The sequence below is a fragment of the Paenibacillus sp. Y5S-9 genome (assembly GCF_036894235.1).
GTDB lineage: Bacteria > Bacillota > Bacilli > Paenibacillales > Paenibacillaceae > Paenibacillus.
This window is the reverse complement of sequence record NZ_CP145887.1, coordinates 1,963,680-1,977,727: the sequence shown is the minus strand read 5'-3', so window position 1 is coordinate 1,977,727 and position 14,048 is coordinate 1,963,680. Positions and strand designations below refer to the sequence as shown.

The 14,048-nt window shown below is 45.9% G+C and carries 17 protein-coding genes; 2 read left to right on the top strand and 15 right to left on the bottom strand.

All coding sequences use genetic code 11. The features are described from left to right. Window positions 1-11: 11 nt before the first annotated feature. The 8 genes from V6669_RS08890 to V6669_RS08855 all read right to left on the bottom strand — a co-directional run bounded on the left by V6669_RS08890 (window position 12) and on the right by V6669_RS08855 (window position 7,554). Entirely contained in the window at window positions 12-1,013 is a 1,002-nt protein-coding gene (locus V6669_RS08890) for an HRDC domain-containing protein (protein ID WP_338592964.1), read from the bottom strand. 176 nt (window positions 1,014-1,189) lie between these two features. Further along, the gene (locus V6669_RS08885; RefSeq protein WP_338592962.1) at window positions 1,190-2,068 is read right to left on the bottom strand and encodes an ROK family protein; all 879 of its coding nucleotides are present in this window, start codon (window positions 2,066-2,068) and stop codon (window positions 1,190-1,192) included. A gap of 73 nt (window positions 2,069-2,141) precedes the next feature. Further along, a complete protein-coding gene (locus V6669_RS08880; RefSeq protein WP_338592960.1) occupies window positions 2,142-2,828 on the bottom strand; it encodes an MOSC domain-containing protein in 687 nt (228 codons plus the stop codon). A 30-nt stretch (window positions 2,829-2,858) separates the two neighbouring features. Beyond that, window positions 2,859-3,974, bottom strand: a complete 1,116-nt coding sequence (locus V6669_RS08875) for a phosphodiester glycosidase family protein (protein ID WP_133384130.1) — start codon at window positions 3,972-3,974, stop codon at window positions 2,859-2,861. After that, a complete protein-coding gene (locus tag V6669_RS08870; RefSeq protein WP_338592956.1) occupies window positions 3,971-4,864 on the bottom strand; it encodes a 5'-3' exonuclease H3TH domain-containing protein in 894 nt (297 codons plus the stop codon). The genes V6669_RS08875 and V6669_RS08870 overlap by 4 nt, the downstream gene beginning before the upstream one ends. A gap of 368 nt (window positions 4,865-5,232) precedes the next feature. Continuing rightward, window positions 5,233-5,598, bottom strand: a complete 366-nt coding sequence (locus V6669_RS08865) for an arsenate reductase family protein (RefSeq protein WP_338592954.1) — start codon at window positions 5,596-5,598, stop codon at window positions 5,233-5,235. Window positions 5,599-5,998: 400 nt separating this feature from the next. Next, a complete protein-coding gene (locus V6669_RS08860) occupies window positions 5,999-6,982 on the bottom strand; it encodes an RluA family pseudouridine synthase (RefSeq protein WP_338592952.1) in 984 nt (327 codons plus the stop codon). Next, window positions 6,979-7,554: a cob(I)yrinic acid a,c-diamide adenosyltransferase gene (locus V6669_RS08855; RefSeq protein ID WP_036610088.1), complete on the bottom strand. Its 576-nt coding sequence runs from the start codon at window positions 7,552-7,554 to the stop codon at window positions 6,979-6,981. Before V6669_RS08855 ends, V6669_RS08860 begins: the two co-directional genes overlap by 4 nt. 148 nt (window positions 7,555-7,702) lie before the next feature. Between V6669_RS08855 and V6669_RS08850 the strand changes: the two genes are divergently transcribed. Next, window positions 7,703-8,314, top strand: coding sequence for a DedA family protein (locus V6669_RS08850; RefSeq protein WP_091014720.1), 612 nt, complete (start codon window positions 7,703-7,705; stop codon window positions 8,312-8,314). 85 nt (window positions 8,315-8,399) lie between these two features. Here the strand turns inward: V6669_RS08850 and V6669_RS08845 are convergent, their stop codons facing one another. The 7 genes from V6669_RS08845 to V6669_RS08815 form a co-directional block, all read right to left on the bottom strand. Beyond that, window positions 8,400-8,942, bottom strand: coding sequence for a bifunctional adenosylcobinamide kinase/adenosylcobinamide-phosphate guanylyltransferase (locus tag V6669_RS08845; protein ID WP_017689625.1), 543 nt, complete (start codon window positions 8,940-8,942; stop codon window positions 8,400-8,402). 37 nt (window positions 8,943-8,979) lie between these two features. Next, entirely contained in the window at window positions 8,980-9,531 is a 552-nt protein-coding gene (locus tag V6669_RS08840) for a hypothetical protein (RefSeq protein WP_338592944.1), read from the bottom strand. A 168-nt stretch (window positions 9,532-9,699) separates the two neighbouring features. Then, window positions 9,700-9,966, bottom strand: a complete 267-nt coding sequence (locus V6669_RS08835) for an aspartyl-phosphate phosphatase Spo0E family protein (protein ID WP_017689627.1) — start codon at window positions 9,964-9,966, stop codon at window positions 9,700-9,702. Window positions 9,967-10,108: 142 nt separating this feature from the next. Continuing rightward, on the bottom strand, window positions 10,109-11,317 hold the full coding sequence (locus V6669_RS08830) for an aminotransferase class I/II-fold pyridoxal phosphate-dependent enzyme (protein WP_036610094.1): 1,209 nt from the start codon (window positions 11,315-11,317) through the stop codon (window positions 10,109-10,111). Between the two features lie 13 nt (window positions 11,318-11,330). After that, window positions 11,331-11,831, bottom strand: coding sequence for an Lrp/AsnC family transcriptional regulator (locus V6669_RS08825; RefSeq protein WP_024628343.1), 501 nt, complete (start codon window positions 11,829-11,831; stop codon window positions 11,331-11,333). Between the two features lie 160 nt (window positions 11,832-11,991). Continuing rightward, entirely contained in the window at window positions 11,992-12,387 is a 396-nt protein-coding gene (locus tag V6669_RS08820) for a spore coat protein (RefSeq protein ID WP_062833450.1), read from the bottom strand. Between the two features lie 30 nt (window positions 12,388-12,417). Beyond that, window positions 12,418-12,654 carry a hypothetical protein gene (locus V6669_RS08815; RefSeq protein WP_338592936.1) on the bottom strand — a complete coding sequence of 79 codons (237 nt, stop codon included), beginning with the start codon at window positions 12,652-12,654 and terminating at the stop codon, window positions 12,418-12,420. A 97-nt stretch (window positions 12,655-12,751) separates the two neighbouring features. Between V6669_RS08815 and V6669_RS08810 the strand changes: the two genes are divergently transcribed. Further along, window positions 12,752-13,972 (top strand): FAD-dependent oxidoreductase, encoded by a 1,221-nt coding sequence (locus tag V6669_RS08810; RefSeq protein WP_338592933.1) that lies wholly within the window; start codon window positions 12,752-12,754, stop codon window positions 13,970-13,972. Window positions 13,973-14,048 lie beyond the last annotated feature (76 nt).

Here is a 14,048-nt window from a genome sequence, read left to right as displayed (position 1 = left end):
ATTTCTAATCATTAACCAACTTGCTTCTCTGTCTCTGCGTGCCGACGAAAGCGGATTCGAATCATGCGAAGTCTTTCATAGACCTGCTCCAGACTCCCTCCATCGGGTTTCTCTCCTCCATACACCTTATGTAATACTGGCTTCAGGAACGTATCTCCCAGCTCCTCATACGCACTCCATACGGCCTCTTGTTCGTTCTCTGGCATCACTGCCAGCTCCACATCAAGAAGACAATCGGTGTCATAACCTTCATGATCCAGTGCCTCTAACAACTCAACCAACTCGCGTCGGGATAATCCGGATCGATTAACAATCTCCTCTAATGTATACCCTTCCTTCATGCCTTCAAGCACCTGCTTACGCGTGGTGAACTTATCAAGTTCCTGCTTGTACTTCTGCTCTCTCTGCTTGTATAACCAACTCTCATACTCTTCTTCCTTCAGCGCCGTGTATACCCAGTCCAGCGGGAATGTCGTTGAACGCTCCAACCCGTTTGTAATCTCCATCCATTCCGTACCATACTCAGTCGCTTTGCTCTCTCCTACGCCCGGCAGTTGCATCAGTTCATCCAGCGATTGCGGAACAAAAGCACTGATCAAACGCAGCAGACGATTCGTTGCAATAAAATACGGTGCCTTCCGGTCAGACACAGCTCTCTTCCTGCGCCATGTGCACAGATCCGTATATAATTGCTCATTGCCGTATAACTCACTGTAACAATGGAGCCGCTGTCCACCATAACTGCGTGATTTCAGATCATCATTCTCATGAAATAACCCCTGCAACTGCGGTCGGTACCCCTCACTCATCTGTATGGCAAGCTGATGACGGTAAATATGAAGCAGCTCCTCCCAAGAAGTCCCTTCATACCAGATGCTGTCCTCACGCTCTCCTTCCTCGTAGCGACTCCAACCCAGCTGCCAACTATCTTCCTCTTCCCCAATCCATAGCTGTGCATACTCTGCATTCTGATCTGACATTCTGGACAATCTGTTCATGAAAATGACTTCCATTTTCCGTTCCCTCCCTTTAACATTTCAGCCTATACGGGTTAGTTACGCTACCTGCAGGCAGCACAAAAAACACCTCTCCTGCAAAATCCATGCAAGAGAGGTGCTTCCTCATTAACCGTACTATGCTGTTGCCCATATCATACCACAATGGTAAAATTCGTCAATCCCTTAATGAACTACTTATTCAATGCCAACTTGGCAAGCGCCAGCGAACCACACAGACCCGCATTGTCACCAAGTCCTGGTGAAACAACATACTGGTCAATGTCGGATTGAAGTGCAGGATGCTGAACGTATCCAGCCAGCAACTCCTGCAGTTTGCTACGCACCATCGGGAAGAGATGCTCCTGCTTCATTACTCCGCCACCCATGACGATTTTCTGCGGAGAGAGAATCAGAACATAGTTCATCAGTGCATGTGCCAGGTAATGTGCTTCGATCTCCCAAGCTTTATGATCTGTCGGCAGTTCATAAGCCGGTTGCTCCCAACGTTTGTTAATGGCCGGTCCTGCTGCAAGGCCTTCGAGGCAGTCACCATGATACGGACAGAAACCCTCGTATGTATCCTCCGGATGTCTGCGTACAATGATATGTCCCATCTCTGGATGTGACAATCCATGGACCATTTTACCGCCAACCACAGCACCTGCACCAATACCTGTACCCACAGTGATGTACAGACAGCTCTCAAGACCTTGTGCAGCGCCCCAGGTTGCTTCTCCAAGTGCCGCACCATTCACATCGGTATCAAATGTCATCGGCACATCAAAATGCTCCTTGAGCTTGCCAATCACGTTATACTGTCCCCAATGTGGTTTTGGTGTTGTTGTGATATAACCATATGTTGGGCTTCCTTCAATCGGATCAATCGGACCAAATGAACCTACACCCAGAGCTTCAATGCCTTTGCCTTCAAAAAATGAAATCACTTGAGCCATGGTCTCTTCCGGTGTTGTTGTTGGAAAACTTACGCGTTCCAGAACTTCTCCGTTTTCTGTGCCAATACCACATACAAATTTGGTTCCGCCTGCTTCAATTGCGCCTAAGATCGTCATGTTAGTCACACTCCCAAGTTAGTTTAAAAAAGGAATTCGGATTATTTTACTTGATGACACTATAATTACCCTGCTACTTGTTCTCCAGCTTGGACAATCGTTTCATTAACGTTTGCCTCCAGCTGTCTGACAGCGCAGGAATGGCCAGCAACGCCTGGATACCATCGACATTTTCTTTCCCCTGATGCATAATTCGATTGGCTTCAAGAACCGTCATTGATGTTGGATCGGTGCTGATCCGTCGAAATATCGATGAAGGCCCTACCTCACCTTCTTGCAGTACACGAAAGTAAAAGCCGGTATATCCACTCTCCTGAAAATAAACAGGCAGCTCCTTATAGTCATACCTCGCACCCAGCTTGAAGCAAGGTTGTCTGGGCTGACTGACCTGCACTGTGGCTTCGCCCAACTCGTACACATCACCAATCCGTACGTCTTCTTCGGCACAGCCTTCAACCGTCAGATTTTCTCCACAAGCTCCCCAATCCAACTTGCGATTCATCAGTTGTTCCAGCGCCGGATAACGACTGTAATCGTATACACAAACGGCTTTGTCAGGGCCGCCATGATGCACCAGATCCGCCTGCGCGTCCCCTGTCATTCCAGTGAATGACAGGAAAACCACGTCGGATACAGGATGTTTCACAATGCCGCTCAGCACTTCACGCTTCTGCCCAGGGAGCGGCTGCGGCAGGCCTACATTAATGGCCAGAACAGCTGTATTGCCCTCCCCTGGCTTTCGATCAGATGTGAGTGTCATTTGCGTCATACCTCCCATAATCACTTTCTTTTAACGCACAGAGCCGCCAAATACGAGTGTATTACTCAAAAGCCTACCTGGAGAAGTCAGCATTTTGCCCCCGGCATACATACCCGAGGAAGCACCGCCATCCAGATTCATTGCCTGTTTGGCACCAAGCTTCTGCATCACCGCTGCCCACTCCTTGATTGTTGCTCCGGAAACGGTAGCCAGCATAACAGAACCGTCCGCCATGATTGCAATACCACTTCTGGCTCCGGAAGCATTAAGAATCTTGGCATCCTTGAAACCTTCGCTCGTCGGATTTACAGCTACCTTGCCGTCTTTCACCAGACGTGGTCCTGCCCCAACAGCAGTCACTACATCTTGCCAAGGGATCTCTTTGCCTGCTGCGTTCGTATACTTATAATTCATTTCTACGGTCGAACCAACGGTGAAACGATCCGAAGAAGACTTCTGATTACCTGTGAAGACCAATACCGAGCCATTCTTAGGAATCGCTACATTTGTATTGGGCACTTTTTTGGTCACAATACCTTTCTCCATGACAACCGCGGTGCCACCTTTGAACCCGACTGTGGCACCTCGTTCAGGCGTATACAGCATTGTTATGCTCGCGTTCGCTGAAGGTGTTCGATTAATAAAGGTTGCATACCAACTCCGTGATTTACCTTTTGTATCCGTTACTTTACCTGTCAAACTCACCTGAAGTGAATCCATGATCGCCGAGCCGTCTTCCTTAAATCCAATTGATGTTCCGTATCTTCCAATATGTATGACCTTACCATTTGCTATTAACATACCGTATGGATCTGGTGCTCCGTTATATGCTTCAAAAAATGCTCCGTTAATGGCTGCTTGTGCACCATAGGCTTTCACAATCGATGGCAATGTTGCCGTCTGGCCAACTTGCTTCTTCGCGAGTCCCACGGTAACCGGTGTTCCCTTTGGAATCGAAACGGTCTGCACGGTAAAATTACGTCCTGCTGCTTTTACTTTCTGTACTTTGGTACTAATTGCTGCTTTGGCATCCACTGTCTGTGGCGCACTTACTGCTCCCGAAAGAATTACGGGCAAGGCCAGGACGAGGGCCATAGCCCCTGTCCACCACTTTTTGCCTGTTCGTACGTTCTGCTTGTTGCTCACCCTATTGCCACTCCCATCCAAGAGCCAAGGCTCTTCATCTCAAGTTGTTCAAACTTGTCCATCACCATATCCGGATCAAGACGCAATTCACAGATATCCAGCGCACAGGCAACCGGAACAGCACAATGAATCTCTGCCAGTTTGCGGGACAGATGAAGCATGTCCAGATCATTCTCAATCTTGTTACGCACCGAAGAGGTCAGTTTATCCATGTTGCTCAAAATCCCTTCAATGGAGCCGTATTCCTGTACAAGCTTCAACGCTGTTTTCTCACCAATTCCCCGTACTCCGGGATAATTGTCACTGGCATCTCCCATCAGACCCTTCATGTCAATCACTTGACGAGGTGTCAGTTGTTTCTCTGCCATGAGCGTTTCAGGGTTGTACACCATGTAGTTGCCATGGCCTTTTTTCATAATAATGATACTCGTGCGGTCATTGATCAGTTGCAACATGTCGTGGTCACCAGTCAGCACCATAACATTCATATCGGTCTCTTCGGTATAATACTTCGCAAGCGTCCCGATACAATCGTCGGCTTCGAATCCTTGTGCACCTATATTGGGAATACCCAGGCTATCCATGACTTCACGAATCAGGGCAAACTGGGGAATCAGATCATCCGGAGCTTCGGCCCGGTTGCCTTTGTAGGCTGCATATTCTTCACCGCGGAACGTCTTACCGCCCATATCCCAACAACATACGACATGACTTGGCCCAAAAGTCTGAACCGCATCCCAGAAATAACGGATAAATCCGTAGACTGCGTTGGTAGGCAATCCTGCCTTTGTACGTCTGATATATCCGCTTGCAGATGTCGCATAAAAAGCACGGAACAACACCGCCATACCGTCTACCAGCAACAAAGTAGGTTCATTACGTTGATTCACTTGAATTTGTTCTCTCCTGTCCTGATTCTATAGAAATTAAACTAAAGTATATTTACACTTACCATTCCGATGACAGAACAACCTTCTGATCGCTGTTATCCCCAGATTTTTTGATACCCTTTTCCAAAAGGGAAAATCCGGGGATAGCATATGCTTCCGAAGTAGCTTTCTTTCAGAAAGCTTTTAGGCGAACGCTCCGCTTCTTCAGGTTATTTCTGTCCTCTCCATTTTCGTGTAAATGTTTAGTTCAATTTCTATAGCAAATAAAATATCGAACTAATTCTATCATTATAGCATAGTTCCGCCAACCATCGATCAGCCAAAAAAGCCCTGAATTTTGAACAATTCAAGGCTGATATTCAGCGCGTTTACGCGTTATTCCATTCCTGCTCGTACGTTTCTTCCTTGAATCCAACCGTCACCTTTTCTCCATCCGTAACGATCGGACGTTTGATCAGACGACCATTGGAAGCCAATAAACGAATCTGTTCATCAGCTGACATTCCCGGAAGTTTGTCCTTCAGTTGTTGTTCTTTGTACACTTCCCCACTCGTATTAAAGAACTTTTTCACTTCCAGTCCACTCTTTTGGATGAGTTCTGTTAGTTCAGATTCTGATGGCGGTGTGTCAAAAATAGGGATTAACTCCAGCTCATGTCCTTGAGCTTCAAGCCATTTTACAGCTTTGCGGCATGTGCCGCATTTGGCATATTGATATACTTTTAAGTTACTCATTGATTTGTGTTCCTCCAAATGCTCCGGTATCGACTTCTCGCTTCCCTTGGTTTGCTTCGCAAATCCAAAAGTCGCTCCAAATCGATACCATCGCCATGTAATTTTACTGACTTTTGCGAATGAGATCAAAACACACATTCGCTATATTTTTTGGGTCAAAATCTTACAGCTTTTATATCCTTAAAAGCTTTTGAGATTTGAATTCTTGAAATATTTAACATGAAATTGGTAAACATCAATACATTAAACCATGAAACCGTAAGATTAGCCTACGGCATGTTGTTCGGGTGCATTAAGCCCCCCTCACATGGAATAGCCAATCATTGTTGCTCCCAAGCAGGACGGGCCGTGCAAGAGAATGCGACATAGGGTGCAGAACCAAGAGCCCCGTCGCAGCTTCCTACAGTTCTTCTCTGGGAGCTGCCTCATCATTCAAACGCTGCTCCAACGCGGCCATATCTGCTGGAAAAGGAGCTTGGAACGTTATGCGTTCCTGTAGAATTGGGTGTTCGAACGTCAATTCACAAGCGTGTAATGCCTGCCGTTCGATCCAGGTATCCCGTTCCTCACGAACAGCCATGGTTTGCTCATCGATCTCGTGCACAGGTAGTGTCTTGTACATGCGATCACCAATTAATGGACAGCCGATGGACGTCATATGTACCCTGATCTGATGGGTTCTGCCACTTTCCAGCTTGAGACTTATCGCACTGGCGCTACCTTCTGCCCAATGTGTTAAGGTTGTGTACAGCGTTCTTGCAGCGTAACCATCAGGTGTTACGATTCGGCGGTGTGGCTCTTCAGGATCGCGGTCAATCGGGCCATCCACTGCGCCTTGTTCCGGGACAGGGCTACCGTGTACAAGGGCAATATATTTCTTATCCACTGTTCCCGCGATCATCTGTTCAGACACATGCTGATGCACATAAGGGTTCTTGGCTATGGCCAGCACACCTGACGTTTCCTGATCAAGTCGATGAATCGGTCTGAACCGGAATCGCTCGCCCTTGGATTTCCAGTAATGAACGACCCCATTCGCCAAAGTACCTGTGTAATGTCCATGTGTTGGATGAACGATGATGCCCGCATCCTTGTTGACAATAAGCAAGTGCTCATCTTCATACAGAACGGTAAAGGGAATAGGTTCAGGCAAAATATCATCCGATTCCTCTTGCTCCATCCGAACTTCTACGACATCACCCGCAGCTACCTTGACGCTAATGTATACACGCTCTCCATTTAACATGACACCTTGCTCCGTCAGCTTGATTTTGGATAAAAGCTTACGCGACACCAGCAGCCGCCGCTGAAGCACGGTCTTCAGCAGCCAGCCATCTTCTTGTTCGGTCACCGTGTAAACAATCGGCGAGTAGTATAGGCTCATTCTTTGCGGCGGAAGACTTTTTTGCTCCGCACATATTCAATATCCGCCACCTGTTGTCTCGCATTGGCTGTCCGTGCAACCACGAAGAAGTAATCAGACAGTCGGTTTAAGTAACGTCGTACAGACGGGTTAATGTCCGTATGTTGTCCGAGTGTTACCGTGCGACGCTCTGCGCGACGACATACAGTACGGCACACATGAAGAGCAGAAGACAGCTGACTGCCACCAGGAATAATGAACCGTTCCACTTTTGGATTCTCTGCATCATACTGGTCAATCCATTGTTCCAGACGTGTGACCATTTCATCTCTAACCTTATATTTGGTCTCACTAATCTTCACGAAGGCCAGATCCGACCCGCAATCAAACAGTTCCTGCTGAACTTCCAGCAGATGTTCACGCAGATCTTCAAATTCCCCTTGAGCAGAGTCAATAAGGCTGATCGCCTGGCCTACAAAACAGTTCAATTCATCAATCGTGCCATAAGCCTCAACTCGGTCATCATCCTTGATGACGCGTCCACCGATGACCGAAGTCTGTCCTTCGTCACCTGTTCGTGTATATATGCCCATCGTTATCCCTCCAATTGGTAATATAATAATGAATACGGGAATGCCATTTTTTCAGAAACCCGTCTATCGCTTTACACGTATATAAGAATTGGTGTGCTCTGCCGAGTATACGACAAATCGAAGGAAACCAAAAGTAAAGGAGACGATTATGCAAAACTGGATAACCGATTTCATGGAACAATACGGCTACATAGGCATTGCACTCATTATTGCTCTTGAGAACGTATTTCCCCCGATTCCATCCGAAATCATTCTGCCGTTTGGCGGATTCATGACCACCTATACCAGTCTCACTCTTCCAGGAGTTATTATCGCCGCAACCATTGGCTCCGTCCTTGGTGCTGTTCTCCTGTATGGTATTGGTCTACTCATTGACGTCGAACGCCTTGAGAAAATTGTGGAACGCTGGGGACATGTTCTGCGCATCAAAAAAGAGGATATTCACCGTGTCGATGCATGGTTTGACAAATATGGCATGTGGACCGTATTATTCTGCCGAATGGTTCCCCTCGTCCGTAGTCTTATCTCCATTCCCGCAGGCATGTCCAATATGAAATTTGGTTTATTCCTTCTCTTTACAACCATTGGTACATTGATCTGGAATGTCATTCTGGTCTGCGTTGGTGCTGCGCTTGGCGCATCATGGGAGAGCATTTTGCACTTTATGGACGTCTATTCCATTGTAGTGTACGTCATTCTGGCCATCATTGTCATCGGATGTATCATCTGGTGGATCAGACGTAGCAAAAAGCAGAAATAAAAAGGATAACTTAATAAATAAAGCCTCCTCGCCACCAATTCGTGGTTAAGGAGGCTTCTTTATGTCACCCGTTTATGTCATCTCGCTATCGTTCATCTTCATTTCGCATGCCCTGACTCTTCAGATCGATAGCCAGACCAGATACCAGCAAGTACATCTTTTCAGCATGTATCTGCAGCATCCGATTAACCGAAGCCATTCTCGCTGTAAATATTCGTTCTTCCTCGGTAGGATGCAATGTGCCATGCATTTCATTGGTAATCACAAGCAACTTCCCCTGATAAGACAATAAAGCATCAAGCAAAAGCTGTGTCTCTGAACGCTGATGATCCAGATCCTCTGTTGCCCTGAAACCGGCAGCCATCCAGGAGGTCAGACTGTCTACAATTACAATTCGCTGATCCGCCAAAAACAGATTGGATTCCCGATTAATCTGGGTGATCACCTCTGTCAGATGCTGACCGTTCCCGGCATGAATGGCACGATAATGAGCGGATGGCAATTCGGGAATAACGGGATCATGATCACCAGTGGATAAATATACACCCTCCCGGCTAATCCCGGCTGCGTACTTGAGGGCAAACCGGGTTTTACCACTACCTATGCCGCCTGTGACCGTAATCAGCAATCCGCTTCCCTCCTTCCATAGCCATTCTGAATTTTCTTTACTCTGTCAGCGCCTTCAGCACTTTTTTGGATTCTTCGACATTGGAAGATGACACTGGAATGGTGGCGAACAAATTGCTCGCAGCATATTCTACATCTTTAAACATTTTCATATCTTCGAGTGGAATGCCGTAAAGATGTGTTTCTTGCTTGAGATCTGAACCTCCATCTCCTTCACCCTTCTCTACCAATACTCCCCCCTCAAATACACCCCGTTCAAACTTCTTGGGATCAAAAGTATCATCCAGCGGAACATTGGAGCCATTACTTCCGTATTGTTTCATGTCAGACTCAGGCAAAATGAAGATATCATGTCCTCCAGCCGCATATTCTACCATAATTTTCTGAACATCATACATTGCACTGGTAATCACTTCCACCTTGGGTTCCTCACCCAGTTTCTGTTGCAGATTGGCCTGTAACTGCTCTGAGATTACAGATGGATTTCCTTGGTTATCAATGATGAATATGGAAAAACCATCTTTACCTCCACAACCAGCAAGCAGAAAAACGATAGAAATGATTGCAGTAAGCCCCCAAAATCTCTTCATTCCAGTTCCCCCTTTAGTCTCCTATGTCCAATATATCACAATTGTTCCACGCAAAAAAATAACCTGGCTTATCGGGGGATCACCCTGCCTTTACATACAAAAAAAGAAGACCCTCTCAGGTCTCCCTTTCTAATTCGATTAATGAAACGTTTCGCTCCAGCATAAACGTTATTTTGCTTTAATCGGGTTAGCCTTCATATATTCATTAATCTTTAAATCAAGCAGACTGCTGATTTCAATTACAATATCGGATGTGAATGATTTCTCTTCGAGGAAGATCTGTTCCATCTTGCGACGAAGCATATGAATTTCATCTTCCAAGGAAATGTCATGCAAAGATGCGTTATCGGGTTTCACCGACCATCGGTCGCCATGATCGCCTTCTGCCAGATAGTGCCCACGATTCGTCGGTAAATCATATTCAACACAAAACAAAGCTAACCCCTCCTTGGAAAAATGGTTTCCAAATTTATGAAAACTTATTTCAAATTGAAATTATATCACATTATTTTGTAAAAGAAAGTTATTTTTTTCCAATGATAACAATATCACATTTGTAAAAAGATTCTACTTTAAATTAACCCTCTTTTTGAAGTTTGTAAACAAAGTTTCCGATTCGTTCCAAAGCTTCATTTAATTGGGTTACGGAAGTAGCATAGGAACAACGCAAGAAGCCTTCACCCTGAGGGCCAAAAACATTGCCCGGAACAGCAGCCACTTTATTCTCCGTTAACAATCGCTCAGCAAACAGGTCGGAACTCATACCCGTCTTTTGAATGCTCGGGAATGCATAGAATGCTCCCTGAGGTTCATGACAATCGAGTCCAATATCTCTGAATCCCTGCACAATTAAACGTCTACGCTGATTATATGATTCTACCATCCGATCTTTCTCACCCAAACCATTTGTCAACGCCTCAAGTGCAGCAACCTGACCCATGGCCGGCGCACACATTACCGTATACTGATGGATTTTGAGCATGGCTGCAATAAGCTCAGGATGACCACACATGTAACCGATCCGCCAACCTGTCATTGCAAAAGCCTTTGAAAATCCGCTTACGAGAATAGTCCGCTCCTTCATGTCAGGGATAGCTGCAAAACTAACATGTTTTTGCGTATACGTCAATTCAGCGTAAATTTCATCCGCGATCACAATCAGATCATGCTTTTTAATCACTTCAGCAATAGGCAGCCACTCTTCATACGTCATGATGGCTCCAGTCGGATTACTCGGATAACACAGAATAACCACTTTCGACTTCGGTGTGATACCAGCTTCAAGTGCTTCGGCCGTTAACTTGAACTGATCTTTCGCGTAGGTTTCAACACCAACTGGTATACCGCCACCGATTGAAGCGATTGGTGAATACGCCACGTACGAAGGTTCAGGAATGAGAATCTCGTCGCCAGGTACGATTAATGCGCGCAAAGCCAGGTCAATCGCTTCACTGCCACCCACGGTAACAATAATCTCATCCTTGGGATCGTATTTGGTATCAAACTGAGTATCCAGATATTCACTGATGGCTTCTCTCAACTTCGGCATACCTGCGTTAGATGTGTAGCTGGTCATACCTCTTTCCAGCGAGTATACACAAGCTTCACGCATATGCCAAGGGGTAACAAAATCAGGTTCACCCACACCCAATGTGATAATATCCTTATTGTCTCCAACCAGATCAAAAAATTTACGAATTCCGGATGGAGGTATCTGCTGCACGAGGGGTGCCAGATAAGATGTCATTTTCTTGTTGTTCCCGGTTGTCTGTTCATTCACTATCATGACACATCTTCCTTTACGGCGAGATCATGAGACGGTTGTCTTCCTGATGGTCTTCAAAGATAATCCCGTCCTGCTTATATTTTTTAAGAATAAAATTCGTTTTGGTTGACAGTACAGAGTCTATCGGAGACAGTTTCTCCGACACAAAATTAGCGACTTCACGCAGGTTGCCACCTTCTACTTCAACGAGCAGATCGTATGCACCGGACATGAGATATACGGACTTCACTTGCGGATAGAGATAAATGCGTTCGGCAATCCCTTCAAAACCACGACCACGCTCCGGCGTGATCTGCACCTCAATCAGGGCCGTTACTTTTTCATCATCTATTTTGCTCCAGTTCACGACGGTTGCATATTTCACGATGACGTGGTCTTGTTCTAGCTGTGCCACGGCGTTTTTGATCTTGTCTTCCGACTCCCCCAGCAGCGTCGACAGCAGTGCGGGAGTCCTTCTCGCGTCTTCCTTCAGCAGATCCAGAACTTTTAATTGCAGATCGTTCAAATCTTTCATGGTTTTCCCTCCAGCGTCATCCAGGTTCCTGAAAATGAATTAATACTTATATTACATGAATTTGACGTTGATGCATAGACAAAAGACCGCCTGCCCTGAATTCAGGCAAGCGGTGGTATGGTCCTTTAACGATAGGTGCTTCAAACCTCTTTTGCAAAGGTTACATGTAATAAGGGTTACCGTAATTCGGTTGATGCTGAGGCACATTAGGAGCTTGGCTATATGAACTGTTCTGCGTATTCTTTTCCTGAATGAATTGCTGACACTTTTGTTGGGTCTGGTGGGCGGACTGAATTTGTTTGTCCACATCCTGACGAAGTGCCTTGGACGAGACAGAATACATGTTGTTTTGCTGCATCAGATTGAACAGTTCCCCTTGTAATCTTAGGGTATCGTTCGTCAGGTCTGTGAACATCCGACGTGTCATGGGGCAGGAAGCTTCCGTTGTCGCAGTCGTATATTCGCGCGAGGTTCGTCTTAAATCTGCAAGAATCGACTTCAACAGATCCTGCTCCTGCATAAAAGCGCCATTAGATGATAAAGATTGAGAATACATGCGTTTTCCTCCTATACAGTTAGAGTTGTCTCAATTACTGACTTGCGCCGGTGCAAGAGACTGATGTTGCTGCAGTGCATTGACAAGCGTGTTCAGATGCTGTTCATGTGAGCGAACATAGTGATTCAGAGCTTGTTGAATTTGTGGATTATGTGTGATGGAAGCTGTGGCTGCACACTGCTTAATCAGCAGTTCTTCATTGGTGATCGAGTCCGTAATGTAGTTCAATTCCTTGGGACTCAGCGCTTGCATAGTATGATTCTGCATGTTTCGATGGCCTCCTCGGCATAAAGTTTATGCGCAATTATTGTTAACCCGGTCACACAAAAGTATACAAATTTAAATTATAAAGGAGATGTTTCTAATGGATCTGGTCTATGGCACACCTTTCTGGCCCTCCACTTTCAATTCAACATTTAATTATTCTGCGCTACAAGAAGACATCTCTTGTGACTGCCTCATCATTGGTGGGGGCATGGGGGGCGCATTGACATCTAAACTACTCACGGAACAAGGTGTCAACACTGTTGTGATTGATAAGCGAGACACTGCCCACGGCAGCAGTTCTGCCAATACAGGTCTTTTACAATACACCAATGACAAGACACTAACCTCATGTATCCACACTTTTGGTGAAGCAACAGGCGTACGTTTTTATGAGCTTTGTCGTGAAGCCATGAAACAACTTGCTCAAATTGCAGACAGCCTGGATACAGACCCTTGGTTTATCCCACGAACAAGTCTTTGTTTTGCAAGCAGTGAAGATGATGTAGCCCTATTGGAGGAAGAATATCAGACCTTGAAGCGTTATGGTTTTGAAGCTGAACTGTGGGATGCCGACAAAATAAGCCAGCATTTCCCCTTCAGCAAACCCGCTGCACTGTACACAATGGGAGATGCAGAAGTGAATCCCTATCGTTTTGTTCATGCCTTGTTTGAATCCGCAAATAAGCGTGGCGCACGAATCTATGGTCAGACAGAGATGATACACTGTGAATACGATGAAGATGGTGTAATCTGCCACACTGCCAACGGTAAAATCCGTGCCAAGAAGGTCATATTTGCTGCCGGTTACGAGACACAGGACATCAAAAAGGATCGCGGAGCCTATCTGAAAACGACCTACGCGATTGCTACCAAACCGTTGTCTGATCTTAGTGCATGGTTTGAACACAGCATGATTTGGGAGACAGCTCGTCCATATTTGTATATGCGAACAACACCGGACGGAAGAATCATTGCAGGCGGTTTGGATGAAGAAACACCTCGAGAGGATCAACGTGAAATACGGTCAAAACACCGGGGAGACACACTCCTGGAAGAGGTCCGTTCCTATTTCCCTTTAGATGATCTTGAAGTCGATTATGCCTGGGGGGCTGTGTTTGGTAATACGAATGATGGCCTGCCTCTAATTGGTACACATCCCGATTATCCGCATTCATATTTTGTAGAAGGGTATGGAGGTAACGGGACCGTATACAGCATGATTGCTGCTTCCTTAATTGCGGATGCTATTACTGGCAAACAAAACCCTGATATGGATCTGTTCTCTCTCACACGTACAAGTAAACCATCTCCTGTATAACATCAAAATAAATCAATACAAACAGGGTACAGCACACGGAAAGTTCTCTTTCCCGCCGCTGTACCCTGTTCTATAT

What these genes read in the sequence shown, in the direction of transcription:
- V6669_RS08850 (WP_091014720.1), top strand. Translation starts at nt 7,703, where the DNA reads ATGCAAAACTGGATAACCGATTTCATGGAACAATACGGCTACATAGGC.
- V6669_RS08855 (WP_036610088.1), bottom strand. Translation starts at nt 7,554, where the DNA reads ATGGGCATATATACACGAACAGGTGACGAAGGACAGACTTCGGTCATC.
- V6669_RS08860 (WP_338592952.1), bottom strand. Translation starts at nt 6,982, where the DNA reads ATGAGCCTATACTACTCGCCGATTGTTTACACGGTGACCGAACAAGAA.
- V6669_RS08815 (WP_338592936.1), bottom strand. Translation starts at nt 12,654, where the DNA reads ATGCAGAATCATACTATGCAAGCGCTGAGTCCCAAGGAATTGAACTAC.
- V6669_RS08820 (WP_062833450.1), bottom strand. Translation starts at nt 12,387, where the DNA reads ATGTATTCTCAATCTTTATCATCTAATGGCGCTTTTATGCAGGAGCAG.
- V6669_RS08840 (WP_338592944.1), bottom strand. Translation starts at nt 9,531, where the DNA reads ATGAAGAGATTTTGGGGGCTTACTGCAATCATTTCTATCGTTTTTCTG.
- V6669_RS08890 (WP_338592964.1), bottom strand. Translation starts at nt 1,013, where the DNA reads ATGGAAGTCATTTTCATGAACAGATTGTCCAGAATGTCAGATCAGAAT.
- V6669_RS08825 (WP_024628343.1), bottom strand. Translation starts at nt 11,831, where the DNA reads ATGAAAGATTTGAACGATCTGCAATTAAAAGTTCTGGATCTGCTGAAG.
- V6669_RS08880 (WP_338592960.1), bottom strand. Translation starts at nt 2,828, where the DNA reads ATGACACTCACATCTGATCGAAAGCCAGGGGAGGGCAATACAGCTGTT.
- V6669_RS08885 (WP_338592962.1), bottom strand. Translation starts at nt 2,068, where the DNA reads ATGACGATCTTAGGCGCAATTGAAGCAGGCGGAACCAAATTTGTATGT.
- V6669_RS08865 (WP_338592954.1), bottom strand. Translation starts at nt 5,598, where the DNA reads ATGAGTAACTTAAAAGTATATCAATATGCCAAATGCGGCACATGCCGC.
- V6669_RS08810 (WP_338592933.1), top strand. Translation starts at nt 12,752, where the DNA reads ATGGATCTGGTCTATGGCACACCTTTCTGGCCCTCCACTTTCAATTCA.
- V6669_RS08830 (WP_036610094.1), bottom strand. Translation starts at nt 11,317, where the DNA reads ATGATAGTGAATGAACAGACAACCGGGAACAACAAGAAAATGACATCT.